General features: G+C 33.8%; 12 protein-coding genes and 1 pseudogene. 9 read left to right on the top strand and 4 right to left on the bottom strand.

Annotated elements, in window-relative coordinates:
• Positions 1-1,090: 1,090 nt before the first annotated feature.
• The 3 genes and pseudogenes from TERY_RS19255 to TERY_RS19250 all read right to left on the bottom strand — a co-directional run bounded on the left by TERY_RS19255 (position 1,091) and on the right by TERY_RS19250 (position 5,226).
• Positions 1,091-1,567, bottom strand: coding sequence for an RNA-binding protein (locus TERY_RS19255; RefSeq protein ID WP_011613358.1), 477 nt, complete (start codon positions 1,565-1,567; stop codon positions 1,091-1,093).
• Between the two features lie 160 nt (positions 1,568-1,727).
• Positions 1,728-1,814, bottom strand: a pseudogene (locus tag TERY_RS28735) (RNA-binding protein); the annotation flags it as partial.
• 826 nt (positions 1,815-2,640) lie between these two features.
• Complete coding sequence (locus tag TERY_RS19250) at positions 2,641-5,226, bottom strand: M48 family metalloprotease (protein WP_011613356.1); 2,586 nt, start codon at positions 5,224-5,226, stop codon at positions 2,641-2,643.
• A 478-nt stretch (positions 5,227-5,704) separates the two neighbouring features.
• Here TERY_RS19250 and cysS point away from each other — a divergent pair, with 478 nt between their 5' ends.
• From cysS to TERY_RS26475, 7 genes are all read left to right on the top strand, one after another.
• Positions 5,705-7,174 (top strand): cysteine--tRNA ligase, encoded by a 1,470-nt coding sequence (gene cysS / locus TERY_RS19245; RefSeq protein WP_011613355.1) that lies wholly within the window; start codon positions 5,705-5,707, stop codon positions 7,172-7,174.
• Positions 7,175-7,369: 195 nt separating this feature from the next.
• Complete coding sequence (locus TERY_RS19240) at positions 7,370-8,476, top strand: AI-2E family transporter (protein WP_011613354.1); 1,107 nt, start codon at positions 7,370-7,372, stop codon at positions 8,474-8,476.
• A 152-nt stretch (positions 8,477-8,628) separates the two neighbouring features.
• Entirely contained in the window at positions 8,629-9,006 is a 378-nt protein-coding gene (locus TERY_RS19235) for a response regulator (RefSeq protein WP_011613353.1), read from the top strand.
• Entirely contained in the window at positions 9,003-10,058 is a 1,056-nt protein-coding gene (locus TERY_RS19230; RefSeq protein ID WP_011613352.1) for an adenylate/guanylate cyclase domain-containing protein, read from the top strand. Before TERY_RS19235 ends, TERY_RS19230 begins: the two co-directional genes overlap by 4 nt.
• 254 nt (positions 10,059-10,312) lie before the next feature.
• Complete coding sequence (locus tag TERY_RS19225; protein WP_011613351.1) at positions 10,313-10,843, top strand: DUF2518 family protein; 531 nt, start codon at positions 10,313-10,315, stop codon at positions 10,841-10,843.
• A 321-nt stretch (positions 10,844-11,164) separates the two neighbouring features.
• Positions 11,165-12,490 (top strand): AAA family ATPase, encoded by a 1,326-nt coding sequence (locus tag TERY_RS19220; protein ID WP_011613350.1) that lies wholly within the window; start codon positions 11,165-11,167, stop codon positions 12,488-12,490.
• Complete coding sequence (locus TERY_RS26475) at positions 12,487-17,571, top strand: tetratricopeptide repeat protein (protein WP_011613349.1); 5,085 nt, start codon at positions 12,487-12,489, stop codon at positions 17,569-17,571. Before TERY_RS19220 ends, TERY_RS26475 begins: the two co-directional genes overlap by 4 nt.
• Before the next feature lie 559 nt (positions 17,572-18,130).
• Here TERY_RS26475 and TERY_RS33575 read toward each other — a convergent pair.
• Positions 18,131-18,286 carry a hypothetical protein gene (locus tag TERY_RS33575; protein WP_155994501.1) on the bottom strand — a complete coding sequence of 52 codons (156 nt, stop codon included), beginning with the start codon at positions 18,284-18,286 and terminating at the stop codon, positions 18,131-18,133.
• Positions 18,287-19,145: 859 nt separating this feature from the next.
• On the opposite strand from TERY_RS33575, the gene TERY_RS35400 reads away from it, so the two are divergent.
• Together TERY_RS35400 and TERY_RS19210 are read left to right on the top strand one after the other, a co-directional pair.
• Entirely contained in the window at positions 19,146-19,337 is a 192-nt protein-coding gene (locus TERY_RS35400; protein WP_196797123.1) for a hypothetical protein, read from the top strand.
• Between the two features lie 582 nt (positions 19,338-19,919).
• Positions 19,920-21,458: a carboxypeptidase M32 gene (locus TERY_RS19210; RefSeq protein ID WP_011613348.1), complete on the top strand. Its 1,539-nt coding sequence runs from the start codon at positions 19,920-19,922 to the stop codon at positions 21,456-21,458.
• Positions 21,459-21,996 lie beyond the last annotated feature (538 nt).

Raw genomic sequence — 21,996 nt, 5'->3', positions numbered from 1 at the left:
TTCCCAAGGAATTAAACTAGTCATCACTCTGGGGATAATTGGCCATTGAACGCCGGTTGAAAATTTTCTGTTAGAGTATCACGTTGGCCTACTTTTCTTTATATGGAGTGTGGATTATAGATACCTAATTTTTAGTCTATTTTAACTGAAACTTAGATACTATTTATGATTAAAAATACTTAAAATCATTATTGTGTAAGTTTTTTAGATTTATTCAGCAAACCCTAGTTATGGGAATTGGTATTATGGACTCCCGGGTTGGACTTTGATTTCACAGACAACTAAAAAATAACAGTATTATGTGAGCGCGATCCCCACCTTCATGCAACCAAGCCTGTCAAAGAAATAATGGACATCTTTCGCCACTACAGAAAAAATTGAGGTAGTTCAAGAAAAGCTGTATCCACACCCAATACGAAAATCATCAAATTCCTTGAGTCTTTGTCTGAGCAAATTTTTTCAAACAAACCACCAACGTTCTATCTGATTAAAATCTAGCCATAATGGTGGTAAACACCAGATTTCACACTTAGCTTTGGCCACTAATTATTGAATATAAACTGATTTATGAAATGTTGCATTATCCAGTACGATCACTTGTCCCGATTATAATTTTGGTAGTCAAAAATTTTCTAACCAGTTATCAAACAAATCACTATTACAACTTCGGTGTAAATGTTAAATAGGCCAACATTTTTAATTGATTTATAGTTGCACAAAAACTTACTATCTCAGTTCTTTTTCCTAACTTTTAATAGTGGTACTATTTTTTCAATTCTCCATAACCATAAGGATAATCTTCTGGCTTATCTATTCTGGATTTATATACATATACAATCTTTAAATACACAAATAATTTTTTCTACCTATTTAGGTATAGAAATGGTTACAAAAGGATATCTACAATAGAGTTGTCGCTAAATAGAGGGAAAAAATCGCTCCAACCTAGACAGAGCAATAATTTCAATTTTTTTATTTCCCAATAGCTACAATCTTTACTGAACTTAGTTTTTGGTGATTTTTTAAGTTATAAAGCGACAAGTCTAATGATGTCAGTTTGACAATATTTTTGAGTTTATGCAACTGATTCCTAAGAATTAGTGCTAGCTGCCAAACGTTGCTTTAACTCAGCTAAAGCATCAGCCCAACGAGGATCAGGTTGGACTGATTCATTACTATTAGAAGAACCACTAGAAGTCTTAGATACTCCTCCTTTATCTTTATCACGACGAGACTTTTTACTCTTACTAGGGTTGTTTTTACTAACTGTTTTAGGTGTTTCAGCCTCAGTATTTTCCGACTCAGTTTTATTTTTAGAGCGAGGCAAGGCTTTTTCAATCTTTAAAGGAGTCTCTCTAAACTGAAAACCATTATACTTTTCAATAATTTGGTCAGCTTGCTCATCATTTTTGACTGTTACAAAGCCAAAGCCACGACATTTACCAGTTTTACGGTCTGTGATCAATTTAGTGGTGACACTATCACCTTCTTCCTGAAAAACGTCTTGCAGTTCTTGACGTTCCATTACCTCTTTAGGCAAATTACCAATATACAAACGAATTGACATAGGAAAATTCCTCCGAACTTTTAATTTTACTTGGTTTTTATTATCAAAAACGAAAACTTAGTCAACTTAAATTGACTGAGCACAAAACAAGAGCAGAATCAAAAAAAACTGCTCCATAGTTGGAAATGTAAAGAACTTTGAGAAATAGCTATATTCACCATTTACCAGTTTTACGATCTGTGATCAATTTAGTGGTGACACTATCACCTTCTTCCTGAAAAACGTCTTGCAGTTCTTGACGTTCCATTACCCCTTTAGACAAATTACCAATATACAAACGAATTGATACAGGAAAATTCCTCCAAATTTTTAATCTTACTTGGTTTTTATTATCAAAAACGAAAACTTCGTAAACTTAGATTGAGCGAGCACAAAACAAGAGCAGAATCAAAAAAGAACTGCTCCAGGGTTCGGAATGTGAAGAACTTTGACAAACACCTATATTCACCTTCATTACAGATAAAATTATTTGCCATGTCCCCTATGTGGTCAACTCTGGCAGATAATTTTATTTTCTCAGGTTTTTCATGGAAATTATTGCTCATCACTGAACAAATAAAACTATAGGTATTTATCAATTACTTTTTTTTGATATTGGTTTACTGAAAGCTTATCACCCAAATTTTGAATATAACTTTAAAGCCTGCTAAACTCAAACAACCCAATTACTGATATGATATTAATTTCATGTATACTTCCTAATATTTAAGGACAAAAACTTTAATCATAATATTTGACTTATTTTTCAACTAAACTGGAAATATTTACAGCTTATCTTTACCTTATGTTTAACAGGCTAGTCACTTCATCGCTATTATAAACTTATCATAATCCTAAGTCAATATCTACATATTTTTCTTAAATTTAACTATTTTAGGGTGTGCTGAAAAACTATCCGGGAAGTACTGAGAATTCAGAGCTCATCACTCAGAACACAGCTCACGAATATACTTCTAGGCTACTAAAGTAATCTTATCTGACCATTGCTACCAGAAGCTTGTGTCAATAAAATTCAGTAGGAAACTTGATTTGACTATCTGGTGTTTCTACAACTTTTTTATATAATCTGATAATTAAAATCCCCCTATCAATACCATATAAGCTCCCCATATAGCAAAAGAAAAAGCTACAATTGTTGACCATAGAGGATGACCACTGTTAATAAATTGACCATTTTCGGTTTTCAGAGTATTAATGTCTATCCAAGGAGTAGCTCCTCGCCTCCACCAACCAGTTACAGTTATAGACTTACCAACAAAATCAGCGGGGCGATTTATTTTAGGCCATAAGTTACCAAGAGGCCCCAATTGATTAGAATAATGCAACTTGACCAGACCCCTTGTTGTTTGTAGAATCAAATCTTGTCCCAACCAATTACTCATTCCGCTTTTTCCAAGAAGTTGGCCTTTTAACTGAATTGTTTGACTATCTAATGGCAAAGCTTTTAGATCACTTAACAGTTCTGATAAATCAGGATTTAGCAACAGCTTAGTTAGCTTTACATCAGGAAAAAAACGATTAATTCTTATCAAAATACCAATACTAAAACCCATAGCTAAACAACTAACTAAAATGGAGATATCTCCAAATAACCAATCTAAACGCCAAAAACCAATAGCAGATGAAACTATACCTATTAACCACAAAAAAATAGCAAAACCTAGGCCTATTAATATACCAAAAAATGGGGCTCCCTGAAGCAACAATTTTTGCCAATCAAGATTTTGTGGAATGGAAATTTGATTTTCTTTTGTACCACTTAATTGGTTTTTCATAGTTACATCAGTATTTATATTTCCTAAATTTAACTCTGTTTCTAGTTTCCATAAATTAGCATATGAACCTAATCTTTTTAAGCGATCACCTAGCATTGGATGACTATTATTAATCTCTAACCATCGACGATATGGGTTAACAATATCCCAGTTAAAAGTAGATACCAAACTACTGTCTGAAACCACACTACCAGCAGTAATAGCTTGCTTTATTGCCACTGGCATTAATATTTCAAAACTCTCTAATAAATTCCTAACTTTGCCTTGATTTTCCACATCATTAGCCATACCAATTGTAATTTTTAGAATAGCTCGTGTGAGACCATTAGGATTACCAGTTAAATTGCAAGCTAGGCGATCGCTATAATAAACTCGCCGACGAGAAAACCATAATATGGGAAATTTTAACAACCAATATAAACCATAACTAATACTTGAAATGATAGCGGCGAATATCCTCAAAACTACAACTAAAACCCTCAAAAAATATTTGATAAATCCTGGCAAAAAATCAGGTAATTGATATATTATTAAATCCCATATCCAATCAGCCCAAAAAGTTAATTTCCAATAGATAGTATATGGAATTTGAAGCATCAGATTAGCCATAGACATTAACCATAAAGTTCCATTTTTAACATGACTAATTTCTCTAGCATAAATAGTAGCAATTTCATCTTCTGCTAATTTATCTAACAATCCTTGGCTAACAACTATTCTAAGTCTGAAACAACGAAGAAACCATCCATAACTGAATGCTATAGGAACATCTATGGGTAAAACTTTTAATTTAATTTCCCGTATTTTTTGTTTTTGAGAGAAGCTACGCAACAATCTATTAGCCTCTTTGCTGTAATTCATCAAGGTTGTTTTTGGTAAAAATTTTGATTTATAACCAAGGCTCAATAATCCATCTATTAACCAGGGGAAAAAGACAAATAATACTGCTATAAAAATAATAAAGCTTTTAGTAGGGTCTCGGTAAAAAATTTGAATTGGTCGGAAATAAGGCAGCCAAACTAGCAAATCATTTATTACATCTAAGCTGAACTTTAGTATGGTAAGACTTAGGAAAAATAGAACAATAAATACCACTATTTGTTCTAGCCATAAAAAAGTTAAATTAGGAGTTTTAAGGCGACGACCTCCTTTTGTTCTTCCTGCTTCACGCCATGTCAATATAGGTGAATTTTCTGGTTTGTCTGAAGTTTTCTCTATTGATGTTTGATGGAATTCATTTGTAGTTTTTGAATTTGACTGGTTAACTATGCTTGATAAAGCAGGTGATTGATTTTGAACTGCCTCTATATCATTTTTATTTAATTGGGAATGCTGTACATAATCTGAAGTTTTACTATAATTTTCTGGGAAGTTATTTGTTGTTTTTGATATTTGTTGAGAATCAGTTTCTAGAAATAAATCAATATTTTTTTTAGATATATTATTACTATTTTTGGCAAACTTATGTTGATCTGAAATAGAATTAAAAGGAATAAATCCTGTTTCAATATTTTGTTGATTCTGGGGAGATTTTTCTAAATTTGTAGATTCTGGAAATGTTGATTTTTTAAAGTTTTTGGGTGGATATCGCTTTAATAATTCTTTGAGATGACGATTAGCAAAAATTTTAATTTTACTATCAGAACTTTGAGTAAGATTACGACACAAAGAAATAGAATTATCTACTTGTTTAGTTTTTTCATAAGCAATGACTAAGACCATCTGAGCTTTTAATTTTTCCTGAATAGATTCTTGTTGAGCAATTATTTCTAGGATAGCGATCGCCTGTAAATAATCTTTTTTTCTCAGAGCAATTAACCCACTTGTTAAAGATGGTTTTTCTGGCAGATAGTCATCTGTAGCAGAAGATATTTTATCTATCATTAACTAATTTTTTGATGTTGATATTTTTATTAATTTCTCCTATTAAATGTTGTATAATCAGTATTATTAAAGTTGAGGCAATAGGAAAAGAAAGGATGAAGTATTGAGCTTAACTGACATAAATAAACAAAATAAATTTATGGCCTGATGGTACAATAAATTTATTACATTATATCACTACCTCAGGAAAAAAAATATTTTTAAGACTAAAAACATAAGTATTTAACTTGAAATTCTAAAATAGGAATCAAGTAATTACTAAGATTAGATTCATAACTAACTTAACTTCCTGGGTAATGCTGGGAAAACATAAATTATAATTATGCTTGGAGACTAACTCCTTCTTCAGTGTAATAATCAGTTAATAATTCATAGCTCAATGGGAAAGTTCCGACACAGGAGGCTTTGGATAGCTGAATAATTATAAAATCTATTCTCCTTATAACTAGAACTAGAAAAAACTAGGATCAATTAATTTATGGCTCTGAAACTATACAATTCACTGACCCGTCAAGAAGAAACCTTTGAACCCTTAGAACCAAACATAATTAAAATGTATGTCTGTGGTGTTACAGTATACGACTATTGCCATTTAGGTCATGCTCGTTCCTATATTGCATGGGATACAATGCGCCGGTATCTAATATGGCAAGGCTATCAAGTACGGTATGTACAAAATTTTACTGATATAGATGATAAGATTCTTAAGCGGGCTAGAGAAACAGGAAGTTCTATGGATTCGGTGGCCAAGCGTTTCACGGAAGCATACTTTGAGGACATGAAGCGCTTAAATGTCTTAGAAGCAGATGAATATCCTCGGGCTACTCAGAATATAGATAGAATTCAGAATTTAATCCATGATTTAGAAAAAAAAGGTTTTGCTTACTCTTCTGGAGGAGATGTATATTATCAGGTGCGGGAATTTTCCCAATATGGGAAACTCTCAGGCCGTCGTTTAGAAGAAATGCAAGCTGGCGCAAGTGGTAGGGTAGACTCAGAAGATTTAGAAACTGCCAAAAAGAAAGACCCATTTGATTTTGCTCTATGGAAAGCGGCAAAAACTGGGGAACCTGCATGGGACTCTCCTTGGGGAAAAGGAAGACCAGGTTGGCATATTGAATGTTCGGCAATGGTGCAAGATTGTTTAGGGGAAACTATTGATATTCATGCTGGGGGGGCAGATTTAATTTTTCCTCACCATGAAAATGAAATTGCTCAGTCGGAAGCTTCTACGGGAAAAATTTTAGCTAGATATTGGCTCCATAATGGTTTTGTTACTATCAATGGAGAAAAAATGTCAAAGTCTTTGGGTAATTTTACTACGATTCGGGATTTATTGGATCAACCTGTAGACCCAATGGCTTTAAGAATGTTTGTTTTAACTGCTCAATATCGTAAACCTATTGATTTTACTGAAGAGGCGATCGCTTCTGCCAAAAATGGTTGGAATACTATTAAGGAAGGTATATTATTCCCTTATCAATATGGTCCTAAGTTGGGATGGGAAATGCCCGCAAAAAATTTATCTGATCAGACATTGTTATTAACTTCTTATCTGGAAAAATTTCAGAAAGCAATGGATGATGATATTAATACTCCTGCTGCTTTAGCTATTTTATTTGAATTAGCTAAAGATTTACGTCGAGAGGGTAATGTCCTCATACATGAAGGGAAAACTGAAACATCTTTAGAAGAGTTAAAAAAACAATGGGTAACCCTGGTAAGCTTATCACAAGTATTAGGCTTAGAAGTTAAAATAGAAGAACAAGTTAGCAATATATCTGAAGGCTTGAGTAATATTGAAATTGAGTCTTTAATTCAGCAACGTTTAGAAGCAAAAAAAGCTAAGAATTATTCGGAAGCAGACCGCATTAGAAATGAACTCCAAAGCCAAGGTATTAAACTAATAGATAAATCTGGTGGTCTAACAAATTGGCATCGGAATTAAGTAAGTATTTCGGTTAAGTATGTAGATGCAGGAAATAGGGAATAGAAACTCTCCCCAAAATACTAGTGGCTAATTTTGTTATTTAGCAGTTGATTAATATAACTAGTTAGTTTAAAATTCATTTTGGGAAAAACTGCAAAGAACAAAAAATGTTAGCTTTTAGCCTTGAGTTGATAACCTATTTAAGTAGCTTCTATGAAACCTGAACAAAGGATTTCTATTTCTATCTCTAACCTACTGTTAATTATTAGTAGTTTTTTACTATTAATTATTTTATGGCAAGTGCGAAGTCTGATAGTACTGTTGATGATTGCAGTAATTTTAGCAGCATCAATTTCACCATTAGTAAATTTAACAGAAAGAATTAGATTGCCTCGTTGGTTAGGGGTAGTTATTGTCTATTTAACTCTAATTTCTGGATTGATCAGTGTAGTCTTAATTATTGGCCCACAAGTTTTTGAGCAAATTGAAAGGCTTTTACGACAATTGCCATTATTTTCTAAGAGTATCAGCGATAATTTTGAAAATTTTGTTAGTTCTTTAACTCAAAATCCCCCTGATTGGATTAATCAACTTTTTGATACTAAATCTGTCACAAGTTGGGTAATTAGTTCTAGTCAACAACTTTTATTACGTTCCTATAGTTTAACTAAAGGTGTATTGGGAAGCATAGTTAGTTTAATATTGGCTTTATTTATTTCAGGCTATATGGTATCTGATAGTCAAACTTTAATTACCAGTATAGTCAAACTTTTTCCTCAACCTTGGGATAAACGTCTGGAAGATCAAGTTATTCCTGTAACTAAAAGAATGGGAGGTTACATTAGAGGTAGAATTATTGTTTCTGCTATTTTAGGTCTAGCAACAACTACTGGTTTAGGATTTTTAGGATTGCAAGATTTTTCCCTAGGCTTAGGAGCAATAGCTGCTGTGACAAACCTGATTCCTTTTATCGGCCCAATTCTTGGTGCAGTTCCAGCCTTAATTGTTGCTATTGCTAAAGGGGGATGGTTGTTTTTATGGGTAATAATTTTGTACTATATTATCCAAAATATAGAGACTTATATACTCGATCCTTTACTGGTAGGTTCTTCTGTTGGAGTACATCCTTTATATCAATTATTATCGGTTCTAGTAGGAGTTCAGTTATTAGGAATTATTGGTGCTTTGATTATTCCACCTTGGTTTGCTGGCGCTGCTGCTCTAGTAGAAAATTTATATTTGAAACCCAAGTTAGAAGCCGAAAATATCCAATCTATTATTACCAGTAATGGCGAGCATAATTTACCCCCTGTAATATAAGCATTCAGTTATCAGCTACCTTCCTGGGGCCGTAACTTTCTTATTCAGATATTATTAACTATTAACTAATTCCTAAATTCAGGAATACTAGATAAAATCTCTATAAAAGATGAAACCCCAAAATTGTCTCATTGAAAGGTAGAACAATAGGTATGGTTAAAATTCTCTTAGTTGAAGACAATGAGATGAACCGGGATATGTTGTCTAGACGTCTGATTCGTAAAAAATTTGAAGTAGTTATTGCTATTAATGGTGTGGAAGGTGTAGAAATGTCCATATCAGAAATACCAGATATAATTCTCATGGATATGAGTTTGCCTGAGCTCGACGGGTGGGAAGCAACTAAGAAGATTAAAGCTAACCAACAAACTAAGGATATTCCGGTAATAGCAATAACAGCTCATGCTATGACAGGAGACCGAGAAAAATGTTTACAAGCTGGATGTGATGATTATGATACAAAGCCAGTAGAATTTCCCAGATTATTAGAAAAGATCAACAATCTTATAGATAAAAAGCCAAGGCAATGAAAAATGATCGGGGTAATGTGTTAGTTGTAGATGATAATCAATTTAACCGTGACCTTTTAGCTCGTCGAGTTAAAAGACAAGGACATATGATAAGTTCTGCATCTGATGGATTTCAAGCTTTAGAAATGGTGAGAAATCACTCATTTGATCTGGTACTATTAGATATTATGATGCCACAAATGAATGGTTATCAAGTTCTCGAAACTCTTAAGGCTGATCCAGCATTACGTCATATCCCAGTAATAATGATTTCTGCAGTGGACGACATTGATAGTATAGTCCGTTGCATCGAATTGGGAGCTGAAGATTATTTGTCTAAACCCTTTAATCCTATATTGCTTAAGGCTAGAATTAATGCTTGTCTAGAAAAGAAACGACTTCGAGACCAGGAACAAGCTTATATAAAGCAACTAGCTGAGGAACAAGAAAAGTCAGAGAAGTTACTATTAAATATATTACCAGCACCAATCGCTCAAAGATTAAAACAGGGAGAAAAAACTATCGCGGATAGCTTTAGTGAGGTAACTGTTTTATTTGCTGATTTAGTTGGTTTTACTAAGGTTTCGGCTAATTTATCTCCTGCTGAATTGGTAGAGTTACTCAACATGATTTTTTCTTGTTTTGATCAGTTGGCAGATAAGTATGGACTTGAGAAAATCAAAACTATTGGTGATGCTTATATGGTTGTAGGTGGCCTTCCTACTCTGAGAAAGGACCATGCAGAAGCGATCGCGGAAATGGCTTTAGATATGTTGTACCAAGTCAAGCAAATTTCTGAAAGCCAAGAAAAATCTTTACAAATTCGCATTGGCCTTAATACTGGAGCGGTAGAAGCAGGAGTTATTGGGACAAAAAAGTTTGCTTATGACCTTTGGGGAGATACGGTAAATACAGCTCATCGTATGGAGTCTCATGGTATTCCTGGTGTTATTCAAGTGACTGAGGATACTTATGGTTGTCTAGCTAATAAGTATATTTTTCAGGAACGAGGGATTATTAATGTTAAAGGAAAAGGTATGATGAAAACTTATTTACTTATAAGTAGAAAATAATATGATCAGAGGTCAAAATTCACGGTTCAAAATATGCCAGTTTACAAGTCAGAGGTTATCCTAGAGAGAGTTTGAGAGTTTCATAAGTTATAACACCTAACTATAGCGCTACAAAAAAAAGGGTTGGTTAACCTGAAGGTATTAATAGAGTTGAAGTATTTGAGAAGGAATAGTTTTTATTTAATCTGATAGCTTAATCCTTAAAGCTATACTATAAAATTAAAAAGTAAGTCTGCAAAATTACTAAGGAAAAAATGTTATCAACTACAGAGTTACTCATAGCTTCTCAATGGTTTGGTATTGCTACAATTGGATTTTTTATTTTGACAATTATTGCCTTTATTTTTAATAGGGAGTTTAGATTTAGATTAGTGGGAGTAACAGGTTTTATGGGAGTCCTAACTGCTGGTTTATTTGGTTTAAGTTTAGGACTATTCAACCGGGTAGAAGTTCCAGGAGCAGTTAGATATACGTTAGTTTATGATAATGGTGCAACTCAAACAGTAATTGCTGTTGCTCCTACTATTAAAGAGTCAGAGTTAGTAGCAACTATGGAGCAGGCAGCAGGAGATTTATTTTCACCGGGCCGTTTGGGTATGGATCGTCAATTAACTATTAGAGTTAGAACTATTATTCATCCAGAAGAGGGTGTTTCTGAGCCTCTTTATTTGGGGGAAGTTAAACGTTCTTTGTCTCAACGGGAAGATGAAAATATAGATGTTAAAATATTTCCTGAAACTGTGGCAAAGTTATTAGATTATCAGATTGATAATCTAGAGAGTTAATATCAAAATATAGAAGGATATTTGAATCGGGTAAAAAGTCTTTCTATTTAAAGTGAACCTTTGTGTGGACTTTGGTCAAAGGAAGTGAAACTCAACTAAGCTTAATTGTGTTTTCGTTTTGTACTTTAATTACTTTTATTGCACCATTTAAGGTTTGTCATAAACCTAACATTTGATAAGGGTTTTTGTCAAGTAAAATACTACTCAACTAAGCTTAATTATGGTTGTTTTTGTTTTTTAGCCATACCTAATTGTATTATACCATTTTAGCTGTGTTAGTCAACTATTAGATGAAAATAAATTTAAGGAGATTTTTAATAAATGGAAAATCAGACAGATCAGAGACATTTATTGAAAAAATTATATAATTCTTTTAAACCTTCTGAACCTCTACAAGCTGATAGTCGAGTATATGTTGACTGTAGCGAAGTTAGGGGAGATGGAGATGTTATTAAAGATTTAGCTGAGAATATTGAATATTCTGATGATAATACTTGTCAACTTTATGCCGGACATCGAGGTGGGGGTAAGTCAACTGAACTTTTACGACTGCAAAAATACCTGGAAAATCAGAGATATTGTGTAGTTTATTTTGCTGCAGATGAAAATGATATTAATCCAGAAGATACGGAATATGTTGATATTTTGTTGGCTTGTACGAGACATTTATTAGAAAAGTTAAAAAAGGCTAATCCTCAACCACTATTAGATTGGTTAAAGGGACGGTGGGAAGATTTAAAAGACTTAGCAACTACGAAAATATCTTTGGAAAACTTGGAGGTTGAATCACAAATTAGTCAGTATGCAAAACTTACGGCAAATATTAGGGCTGAACCTACTCTAAGAAAAAAAATTCGAGATAGAGTGAATCCTTATACTGAAAGTTTAATTGATGCTGTAAATGCTTTTATTTGTGATGCTAAAAATCAGCTTGGTTCTGGTTCAAAACTGGTAATAATTGCGGATAATTTAGACCGCATTGTTCCAATTGATCGGCCGGACGGACGTAGTAATCACGATGAAATTTTTTTAGATCGTAGTGCCCAATTAAAGGGATTAGATTGCCATATAATTTATACAATTCCTATTTCAATGGTCTATTCTAATAAGGCTCCTAATCTGAAGGTTGAATATGATGAACCTCAAGTTTTACCGATGATTATGGTGGAGACTCGGGAAGGGGAAGTTTATGAATCAGGAGTTGCTAAAGTTAGGGAAATTATTGATAGGCGGGTGAAGGAAGTTAAGTCGGATTTATCTTTAGAAAAAGACTTGTTTGAAAGTGGAGAAGTGTTGGATAAAGTTTGTTTAACGAGTGGAGGTCATGTTCGGGATTTAATGTTTTTAATGCAAAGTGTAATTAAGCGTGCTAGAGGTAAATTACCTATATCTGCTGGGGTTGTACAAAGAGCAATTACAGAAGCAAGAGTGTCTTATCAAAGGTCGGTTCAGGAAGAAGAATGGCAAGTATTGGCAAATGTTTTTCGTAATAAAAATGTGTTGAATAATCAACAGTATCGGGATTTATTATTTAATCGTTGTTTACTAGAATATGTTTACTATGATAAGAAGGGAGAAAAGCAAGTTTGGTATGATGTTCATCCATTGATTAGAGGATTACAAAAGTTTCAGGAGTTGGTGAAATGAAGGGAGAAAGAATTATTTGGCAAGAGGATTTTTCGTTAACATTTACAGAGGAATATGAAGCTTTAGTAGAGACTATTAGATTTAATGAGGGTTTTAGTTTATTGTTTGCGGAATGTTCTCGAGCAAAGGGAACAGAAATTATGGAGAAAATTCGCCTGGATATTCCGGAGCAAAGAGCAGATGTTTTGGGTTTAGATAAGACTATTTATCATTTTTATAATCGAGTCAAAGAATTACCAAATCTGAAAGAAATTGATATTTTGTTTGTGACTGGTTTGGAATATTCTTTCTATCAATATGAGGATGAAATGAAGGAAAGAGGTTGGGATCATAATGAGATTATTTCTATTAGCAGAAGAGGTGTTCCTCCGGTTTTGATTAATTTGAATCAGCAGCGAGAAAGATTTAGGGATGATTTTGATATTTGCTTTGTATTTCTGTTGCCAAGGTTTGCTATAAATTATCTGATTAAACGTGCGCCAGATTTTTTTGATTGGCGTTCTGGGCTGTTTCGGTTTCCTATGGATCAGGAAAGTTTTGATAAGGGATATTTGGAAGTCCGTGAAAAGAAATTAGAGGATTATATAGAGTTTACTAAGCCAGAGTGTAAAGTTGAATTGGTGAGCATTAAAAGTTTACTTGATGAAGATTTGCTTCCTGTAGGACAAAAAGCAGATTTGTTAGTTAGAAAGGCTTCTCTAGATAGAAAGTTGCAGCAAAATGAAGAGGCAATATTAACTTGTGATGAAGCTTTAAAAATAGAACCAAATGATTACAATGCTTGGAACAATAAAGGCAGTGCACTAATAAATTTAGAAAGATATGAAGAGGCTGTTGCTGCTTATGAAAAAGCTTTAGAAATTAAACCTGACTTTCACGAAGCTTGGTTTTTGAAAGGCATAGCTCTGATAAATTTAGAAAGATATGAAGAGGCTGTTGCTGCTTATGAAAAAGCTTTAGAAATTAAACCTGACTTTCACGAAGCTTGGTTTTTGAAAGGCATAGCTCTGATAAATTTAGAAAGATATGAAGAGGCTGTTGCTGCTTATGAAAAAGCTTTAGAAATTAAACCTGACTTTCACGAAGCTTGGTTTTTGAAAGGCAATGCTCTGGGAAATTTAGAAAGATATGAAGAGGCTGTTGCTGCTTATGAAAAAGCTTTAGAAATTAAACCTGACTTTCACGAAGCTTGGTTTTTGAAAGGCATAGCTCTGGGAAATTTAGAAAGATATGAAGAGGCTGTTGCTGCTTATGAAAAAGCTTTAGAAATTAAACCTGACTTTCACGAAGCTTGGTTTTTGAAAGGCAATGCTCTGGGAAATTTAGAAAGATATGAAGAGGCTGTTGCTGCTTATGAAAAAGCTTTAGAAATTAAACCTGACTTTCACGAAGCTTGGTTTTTGAAAGGCAATGCTCTGGGAAATTTAGAAAGATATGAAGAGGCTGTTGCTGCTTATGAAAAAGCTTTAGAAATTAAACCTGACTTTCACGATGCTTGGTTTTTGAAAGGCAATGCTCTGGGAAATTTAGAAAGATATGAAGAGGCTGTTGCTGCTTATGAAAAAGCTTTAGAAATTAAACCTGACTTTCACGATGCTTGGTTTTTGAAAGGCAATGCTCTGGGAAATTTAGAAAGATATGAAGAGGCTGTTGCTGCTTATGAAAAAGCTTTAGAAATTAAACCTGACTTTCACGAAGCTTGGTTTTTGAAAGGCAATGCTCTGGGAAATTTAGAAAGATATGAAGAGGCTGTTGCTGCTTATGAAAAAGCTTTAGAAATTAAACCTGACTTTCACGAAGCTTGGTTTTTGAAAGGCAATGCTCTGGGAAATTTAGAAAGATATGAAGAGGCTGTTGCTGCTTATGAAAAAGCTTTAGAAATTAAACCTGACTTTCACGATGCTTGGTTTTTGAAAGGCAATGCTCTGGGAAATTTAGAAAGATATGAAGAGGCTGTTGCTGCTTATGAAAAAGCTTTAGAAATTAAACCTGACTTTCACTATGCTTGGTTTTTAAAAGGCAATGCTCTGGGAAATTTAGAAAGATATGAAGAAGCTGTTGCTGCTTTTGAAAAAGCTTTAGAAATTAAACCTGACTTTCACGAAGCTTGGAACAATAAAGGCATAGCTCTGGAAAAATTAGAAAGATATGAAGAAGCTGTTGCTGCTTTTGAAAAAGCTTTAGAAATTAAACCTGACTTTCACGAAGCTTGGAACAATAAAGGCATAGCTCTGGAAAAATTAGAAAGATATGAAGAAGCTGTTGCTGCTTTTGAAAAAGCTTTAGAAATTAAACCTGACTTTCACGAAGCTTGGAACAATAAAGGCATAGCTCTGGAAAAATTAGAAAGATATGAAGAAGCTGTTGCTGCTTTTGAAAAAGCTTTAGAAATTAAACCTGACTTTCACGAAGCTTGGAACAATAAAGGCATAGCTCTGGAAAAATTAGAAAGATATGAAGAGGCTGTTGCTGCTTTTGAAAAAGCTTTAGAAATTAAACCTGACTTTCACGATGCTTGGTTTTTGAAAGGCAATGCTCTGGGAAATTTAGAAAGATATGAAGAGGCTGTTGCTGCTTATGAAAAAGCTTTAGAAATTAAACCTGACTTTCACGAAGCTTGGCACAATAAAGGCATAGCTCTGGAAAATTTAGAAAGATATGAAGAGGCTGTTGCTGCTTATGAAAAAGCTTTAGAAATTAAACCTGACTTTCACGAAGCTTGGAACAATAAAGGCATAGCTCTGGAAAAATTAGAAAGATATGAAGAGGCTGTTGCTGCTTTTGAAAAAGCTTTAGAAATTAAACCTGACTTTCACGAAGCTTGGCACAATAAAGGCAATGCTCTGGGAAATTTAGAAAGATATGAAGAGGCTGTTGCTGCTTATGAAAAAGCTTTAGAAATTAAACCTGACTTTCACTATGCTTGGTTTTTAAAAGGCATAGCTCTGGGAAAATTAGAAAGATATGAAGAGGCTGTTGCTGCTTATGAAAAAGCTTTAGAAATTAAACCTGACTTTCACGAAGCTTGGTTTTTAAAAGGCATAGCTCTGGGAAAATTAGAAAGATATGAAGAGGCTGTTGCTGCTTATGAAAAAGCTTTAGAAATTAAACCTGACTTTCACGAAGCTTGGCACAATAAAGGCATAGCTCTGGAAAATTTAGAAAGATATGAAGAGGCTGTTGCTGCTTATGAAAAAGCTTTAGAAATTAAACCTGACTTTCACGAAGCTTGGCACAATAAAGGCATAGCTCTGGAAAATTTAGAAAGATATGAAGAAGCTGTTGCTGCTTATGAAAAAGCTTTAGAAATTAAACCTGACTATCACTATGCTTGGCACAATAAAGGAGATGCTCTGGAAAATTTAGAAAGATATGAAGAGGCTGTTGCTGCTTATGAAAAAGCTTTAGAAATTAAACCAGACTATCACTATGCTTGGAATGGTAAAGGTATAGCTCTGATAAAATTAGAAAGATATGAAGAAGCTGTTGCTGCTTTTGAAAAAGCTTTAGAAATTAAACCTGACTTTCACGATGCTTGGTTTTTGAAAGGCAATGCTCTGGGAAATTTAGAAAGATATGAAGAAGCTGTTGCTGCTTTTGAAAAAGCTTTAGAAATTAAACCTGACTTTCACGAAGCTTGGAACAATAAAGGCATAGCTCTGGAAAAATTAGAAAGATATGAAGAGGCTGTTGCTGCTTTTGAAAAAGCTTTAGAAATTAAACCTGACTTTCACGAAGCTTGGCACAATAAAGGCAATGCTCTGATAAAATTAGAAAGATATGAAGAGGCTGTTGCTGCTTATGAAAAAGCTTTAGAAATTAAACCTGACTTTCACGATGCTTGGTTTTTGAAAGGCAATGCTCTGATAAAATTAGAAAGATATGAAGAGGCTGTTGCTGCTTATGAAAAAGCTTTAGAAATTAAACCTGACTTTCACGAAGCTTGGTTTTTGAAAGGCAATGCTCTGATAAAATTAGAAAGATATGAAGAGGCTGTTGCTGCTTATGAAAAAGCTTTAGAAATTAAACCTGACTTTCACGAAGCTTGGTTTTTGAAAGGCAATGCTCTGATAAAATTAGAAAGATATGAAGAGGCTGTTGCTGCTTATGAAAAAGCTTTAGAAATTAAACCAGACTTTCACGAAGCTTGGTTTTTGAAAGGCAATGCTCTGGGAAATTTAGAAAGATATGAAGAGGCTGTTGCTGCTTATGAAAAAGCTTTAGAAATTAAACCTGACTTTCACGAAGCTTGGCACAATAAAGGCATAGCTCTGGGAAAATTAGAAAGATATGAAGAAGCTGTTGCTGCTTTTGAAAAAGCTTTAGAAATTAAACCTGACTTTCACGAAGCTTGGCACAATAAAGGCAATGCTCTGATAAAATTAGAAAGATATGAAGAGGCTGTTGCTGCTTATGAAAAAGCTTTAGAAATTAAACCTGACTTTCACGAAGCTTGGTTTTTGAAAGGCAATGCTCTGATAAAATTAGAAAGATATGAAGAGGCTGTTGCTGCTTATGAAAAAGCTTTAGAAATTAAACCTGACTTTCACGAAGCTTGGTTTTTGAAAGGCAATGCTCTGATAAAATTAGAAAGATATGAAGAGGCTGTTGCTGCTTATGAAAAAGCTTTAGAAATTAAACCTGACTTTCACGAAGCTTGGTTTTTGAAAGGCAATGCTCTGATAAAATTAGAAAGATATGAAGAGGCTGTTGCTGCTTATGAAAAAGCTTTAGAAATTAAACCAGACGATGAATATTCTATTATTAATCTTGGTTTAGTTAAATATGAAATGGGTTTTATAGATCAAGCAATAGAAAATTGGCAAGCCGCAACTGAAATTAATAACCAACTCGTAGAACCTAAATTAGCAATAGGAGTTGCCCTCTATAAAAAAGGTAAAATTCCAGAAAGTTTAGCAACAACTGAAGCCGCCCTAAAATCAGATAAAAGTTGGGGTTCCTCGAAGCGCCTGAAAAAAGAACTTTGGGGGGATAAACTAATAGCAGATGCAGCCAAATTATTAGAAAATCCTCAGATAAAAGCCTTACTATCTCAGACAAAAAACTCAGTATTAACTTAATTTCAACCACAGATAAAAGCCTTACCATCTGATACTAACTCTCGTAATTAATCAAAAAATAAATATATAAAAACCACCAATAAATATCTACAAACCATTTCATCTATTTCAACCATTACCCCCAAGACACCCTCTTGATATAGACCGTCAAAAAATACAGACACAAGAAAATATTTGAGTAGACTTATGCCGAAAAATTAGAGTAAAAAAAAAGATAACTAATCAACTTTATCCCAACCATTAAAAAAAAAAATCAACAGAATTACTCAGACAAAAACAACATCTAAAATCAGAAAAAATATTAGTAGTTTATCTAGCAGCAGATGAACACAATATAGACCCAGAGAATACCCATATATTCTTTGAGAATTAGGCATATATTAAAAAAGCGATCGCTCCCACATAAAAAAGCCCCATAAACTCAAGCAAACTATCACCAAACTTGTAAAAATAAAACCATAATACTCGAAAAATTAGAAACATCTGAAAAAGACATCCCAACAAACAAAAGCCCAACCTCATAGCCGAGGTAAGCAGACCTGAGACCCTACTCAAGATATTAGCCAGAGTTCAAACCACTTACAACCGCGAAAACCCAGCTATTAGCAACAGTCCCATCCAGCAGCATAAACGGCCAACCCTCAAACATATATTCAGCATCAGTAGCCCAATGAAGAGCCAAACCCTCATCTACAGCCGGTGAACCACAACCCACCAGATATTACCAAAAAGCAAAAGCTGAAATAAACAATAAAAGCCGAGAACCAAAATAGAAAGACCCTTCCAATAGTTGCAAGAATTAATTTTTATAGACTTTCCCGTCGCAGACCAAAGCAAATTACCAGAAAAGAAAATTGATTTAGTATTTGATAGTACTTTTTTTAGGTATAACACCATTTAAACTAGTGATTTATTAGGATTCTATATTTATTTAGTAAGTACTACCTAAATATAAAATCATAAAAACAGATAAAACTACAGAAAACTTGCAAGTCGCAATTAAAATTCATAAACAATTTGCATTTGCAACAATTCGTGAAACCTCAACTAGCAATAGAAATTGCTCTCCATAACAAAAGTAAAAATCTAAAAAATTTAGCAAGAACCGCAGATGTGTTAAAATTAATTAGATAAAAATTGAGAAAACTTGTAGTATTTTCAAAAATAACTTTGGGGTGATAAACTATTAGCAGATGCAGAAAAATTATTAGAACATTCTCAGACTATAGCTTCAAACTCCTAGAACTCTAACTGACAAAAACAAACTCAGTTACAAACCATCAATATTAATTAGTAAAGAATCTATTAAACTTGGCTTGAGCTGATAGCTGAATAATAAAAGCTATAGATAGAAAAATATTCCAACACAGCCCTAAAGCCCCAAAGCCCTAGAGCCCTAACCCTTACCTCCTATCTCCGGTATCCCCCCCTATTTCCCCCATTTATTTTTAAATAGAGCCCAAAAGTATTCTATAAAATCACAAAAGTCAAGTGGCCTATATTTAAGTAGAACTAGCAGGATAAAGTCCGCGCTTAACCAAGGCATTTAGGACATAGACATAATTAATAATTGTTTGCAGAGCATTTCCGTAGAAAAAACTCACTCAGAAGTTATTTTTAGCTTTTACACTAGACTTCCGGTAAGTGACGTACAGACATTTAGTGAAAATCATGCAGTGCCGGCATCTTATCCCTTAGCTGTACCACCAAACAACAGAAAGCGCTGTAACAAACCCCTTTCAGAAAGTAAAGGGGTAGCACTTTAACTTACCCGTAGCCCTATATCTCCAAGTGCCACAAAAGAAACCTCTTTATTATTCAGTTTAAATTCCAGTTTCATCTCATATAACTTAATTATTTTCCACCCTCGTTGTAAACTATAGTAATTTACTTAATTTTTATAAAAACTAAAGAACAAAAAATCAACTCCAAAAATATTAAGTATTGACCACTACCTATTCCCATAAGCGGTCATATTTTAGACAGTCAAATCATATAATGACTATGCTTTAATAAAAAGTATCTATAATTTCTCCACTACCATATATATTAACTAGATAGTGGAAATTCCTAGGAATAACTTTGCTAGCCAAGGCTTACAGCTATCTTAAAGCTAGAAACTTTCTCAAAACAACTATAAACACTGTAAGCAAATTCCTATAATACTTTTAGCCTTAGCCTTTAAAGGCAATATTTTATTAGGATAACTTTGTACTCTCCAGATATATAAATCTTTATCACCATCAATTGCTAGGAATATTAATTAATACTAAAAATTATATCCTCTAACCCCTCCTAATAAGCAAAACATGAAATAAAATTTTAATCCATAACATTACTTCATAATTATGTCAAACATTAGTCTTTTTCCAGCAAAATACCAAGAACTCAAAAACCATCTTCGAAAAATACAAAACTTAGAAAATGCAGCCTCCATCCTAAATTGGGACCAAACAACTTATATGCCAAATGGAGGAAGTTATGCCAGAGGCCAACAAATAGCTACCCTTAAAGAACTTGCCCATGAAAAACTTACCGACCCAACCATGGGTCAGCTACTCGAAGACCTCCGTTCCTACGAACAAAGCTCTCCTTACGACTCTACCGAAGCTAGCCTGATCCGCGTTGCTCGTCGAGACTATGAGCGTGCTGTCCGAATTCCCTCAAAATTTATGGCAAAATTCTGCCAACATCAAGCTATCTCCTACGAAACATGGGTAAAAGCAAAGTTCCTCAAAGACTTCTCCATAGTACAACCCTACCTAGAAAAAACATTAGAACTAAGTCAGGAACTAGCCAGCTTTTTCCCCTACAAACATATTGCCGATCCACTGATCGACCTTGTAGACGAAGGCATGACAGTTTCCATTCTTCGTCCTCTATTTAGCAAACTGCGCCAAAAATTACGACCCATTGTTGAAGCCATCACCGACACCCCACCCATAGACGACTCTTGTCTCCATCAATATTATTCAAGAGAACAACAACTAAACTTTGGGTATATTGTGATCAAACGTATTGGCTTCGACTTTCAACGGGGCAGACTTGATGTAACACCTCACCCCTTTACCTCCAGCTTTTCTATTGGAGATGTTCGTATTACCACCCGTATCTACGAAAATAACTTTAGCGAAGGCCTATTTAGTACCATCCATGAAGCCGGCCATGCTCTTTATGAACAAGGTATCGGTACAGAATTAGAAGGTACACTCCTTGCCGGAGGAATTTCTAGTGGTATCCATGAAAGCCAATCTAGATTGTGGGAGAATATAGTAGCTCGTAGTCGTGGGTTTTGGGAATGTTTTTATCCTCAGCTACAAGGGACTTTTCTAAAACAACTTAGCTCTACCTCTGTTTCCAAATTTTATCAGGCTATTAATAGAGTTGCAAAATCAGCTATCCGTACTGATGCTGATGAAGTTACATACAATCTTCATATTATGATTAGGTTTGATTTAGAGTTAGCTATGTTGGAAGGAAAGTTAGCTGTTAAAGACCTTCCTGAAGCTTGGAATGAACTTTATAAAAAAGATTTAGGTCTTGTTCCTGCCAATAATAGTGAAGGAGTAATGCAAGATGTACATTGGTATGGTGAAATGATTGGCGGAATGTTTCAAGGTTATACTCTAGGCAACTTAATAGCTGCTCAAATTTATCAAGCAGCAATTAAATATAATCCAGAAATTCCTGTTGGTATTGAACAAGGTAATTTTGATCTTTTACGCCAATGGTTGAAACAAAATATTCATCAACATGGCCGCAAATACACTGCTAATGAATTAATTTATCGCATCACAGGTAAACCTTTAAGTATTGATCCATTTATTGATTACATTCAAGATAAATATAGCAATATGTATCATATGAAAGTTCCAATATCTGCTTAAAGAAAAGTTATCATTAAAACAGGTAATTAAAGCTTCAATTAAAATTTTTGCAAGCTTAAGTACCTGTACTAAATTAATGCAAAACTAGCAAAAATTCACTATTACTAATTTATCTTAGCATAAAATCTACTTTGAAGCCAGCAAATCAAGTTAGCTAATATATTAATATATATTAGTATATATATTAAATTTTTCTCAAAATGCTCCGGATCATCAGATTAAATCAAGTAGTTTAAAATAGTTAATATCAGGGTTACCCAGTAAGGTAAAAGTTCAAAAGACCAAAGTCAAAAATAATCCATCACTGACTTTGATAATGATTGAGAAATGTCTTCACCCTTTGTTTCAATTGCTATACCACCTTGAAGCAAGAATGCTACAAAAAAGTCTATCTCAATTATAAATACTGAAAAAGATTCCCTCCCATTAATTGTTTACAGCTATTATCTCTATCGTTTTCCCCTTTTTTTTAATATTTACTTCAACTTCAGTATTGTTTTTCTTCCTTCTTATTCCTTGCTTCTAAATAGTTCAATGC

It is taken from the genome of Trichodesmium erythraeum IMS101 (assembly GCF_000014265.1).
GTDB classification, from domain to species: Bacteria; Cyanobacteriota; Cyanobacteriia; order Cyanobacteriales; family Microcoleaceae; genus Trichodesmium; species Trichodesmium erythraeum.
The sequence above is the reverse complement of the archived record's forward strand: the minus strand, read 5'-3'. Positions and strand labels throughout refer to the sequence as shown.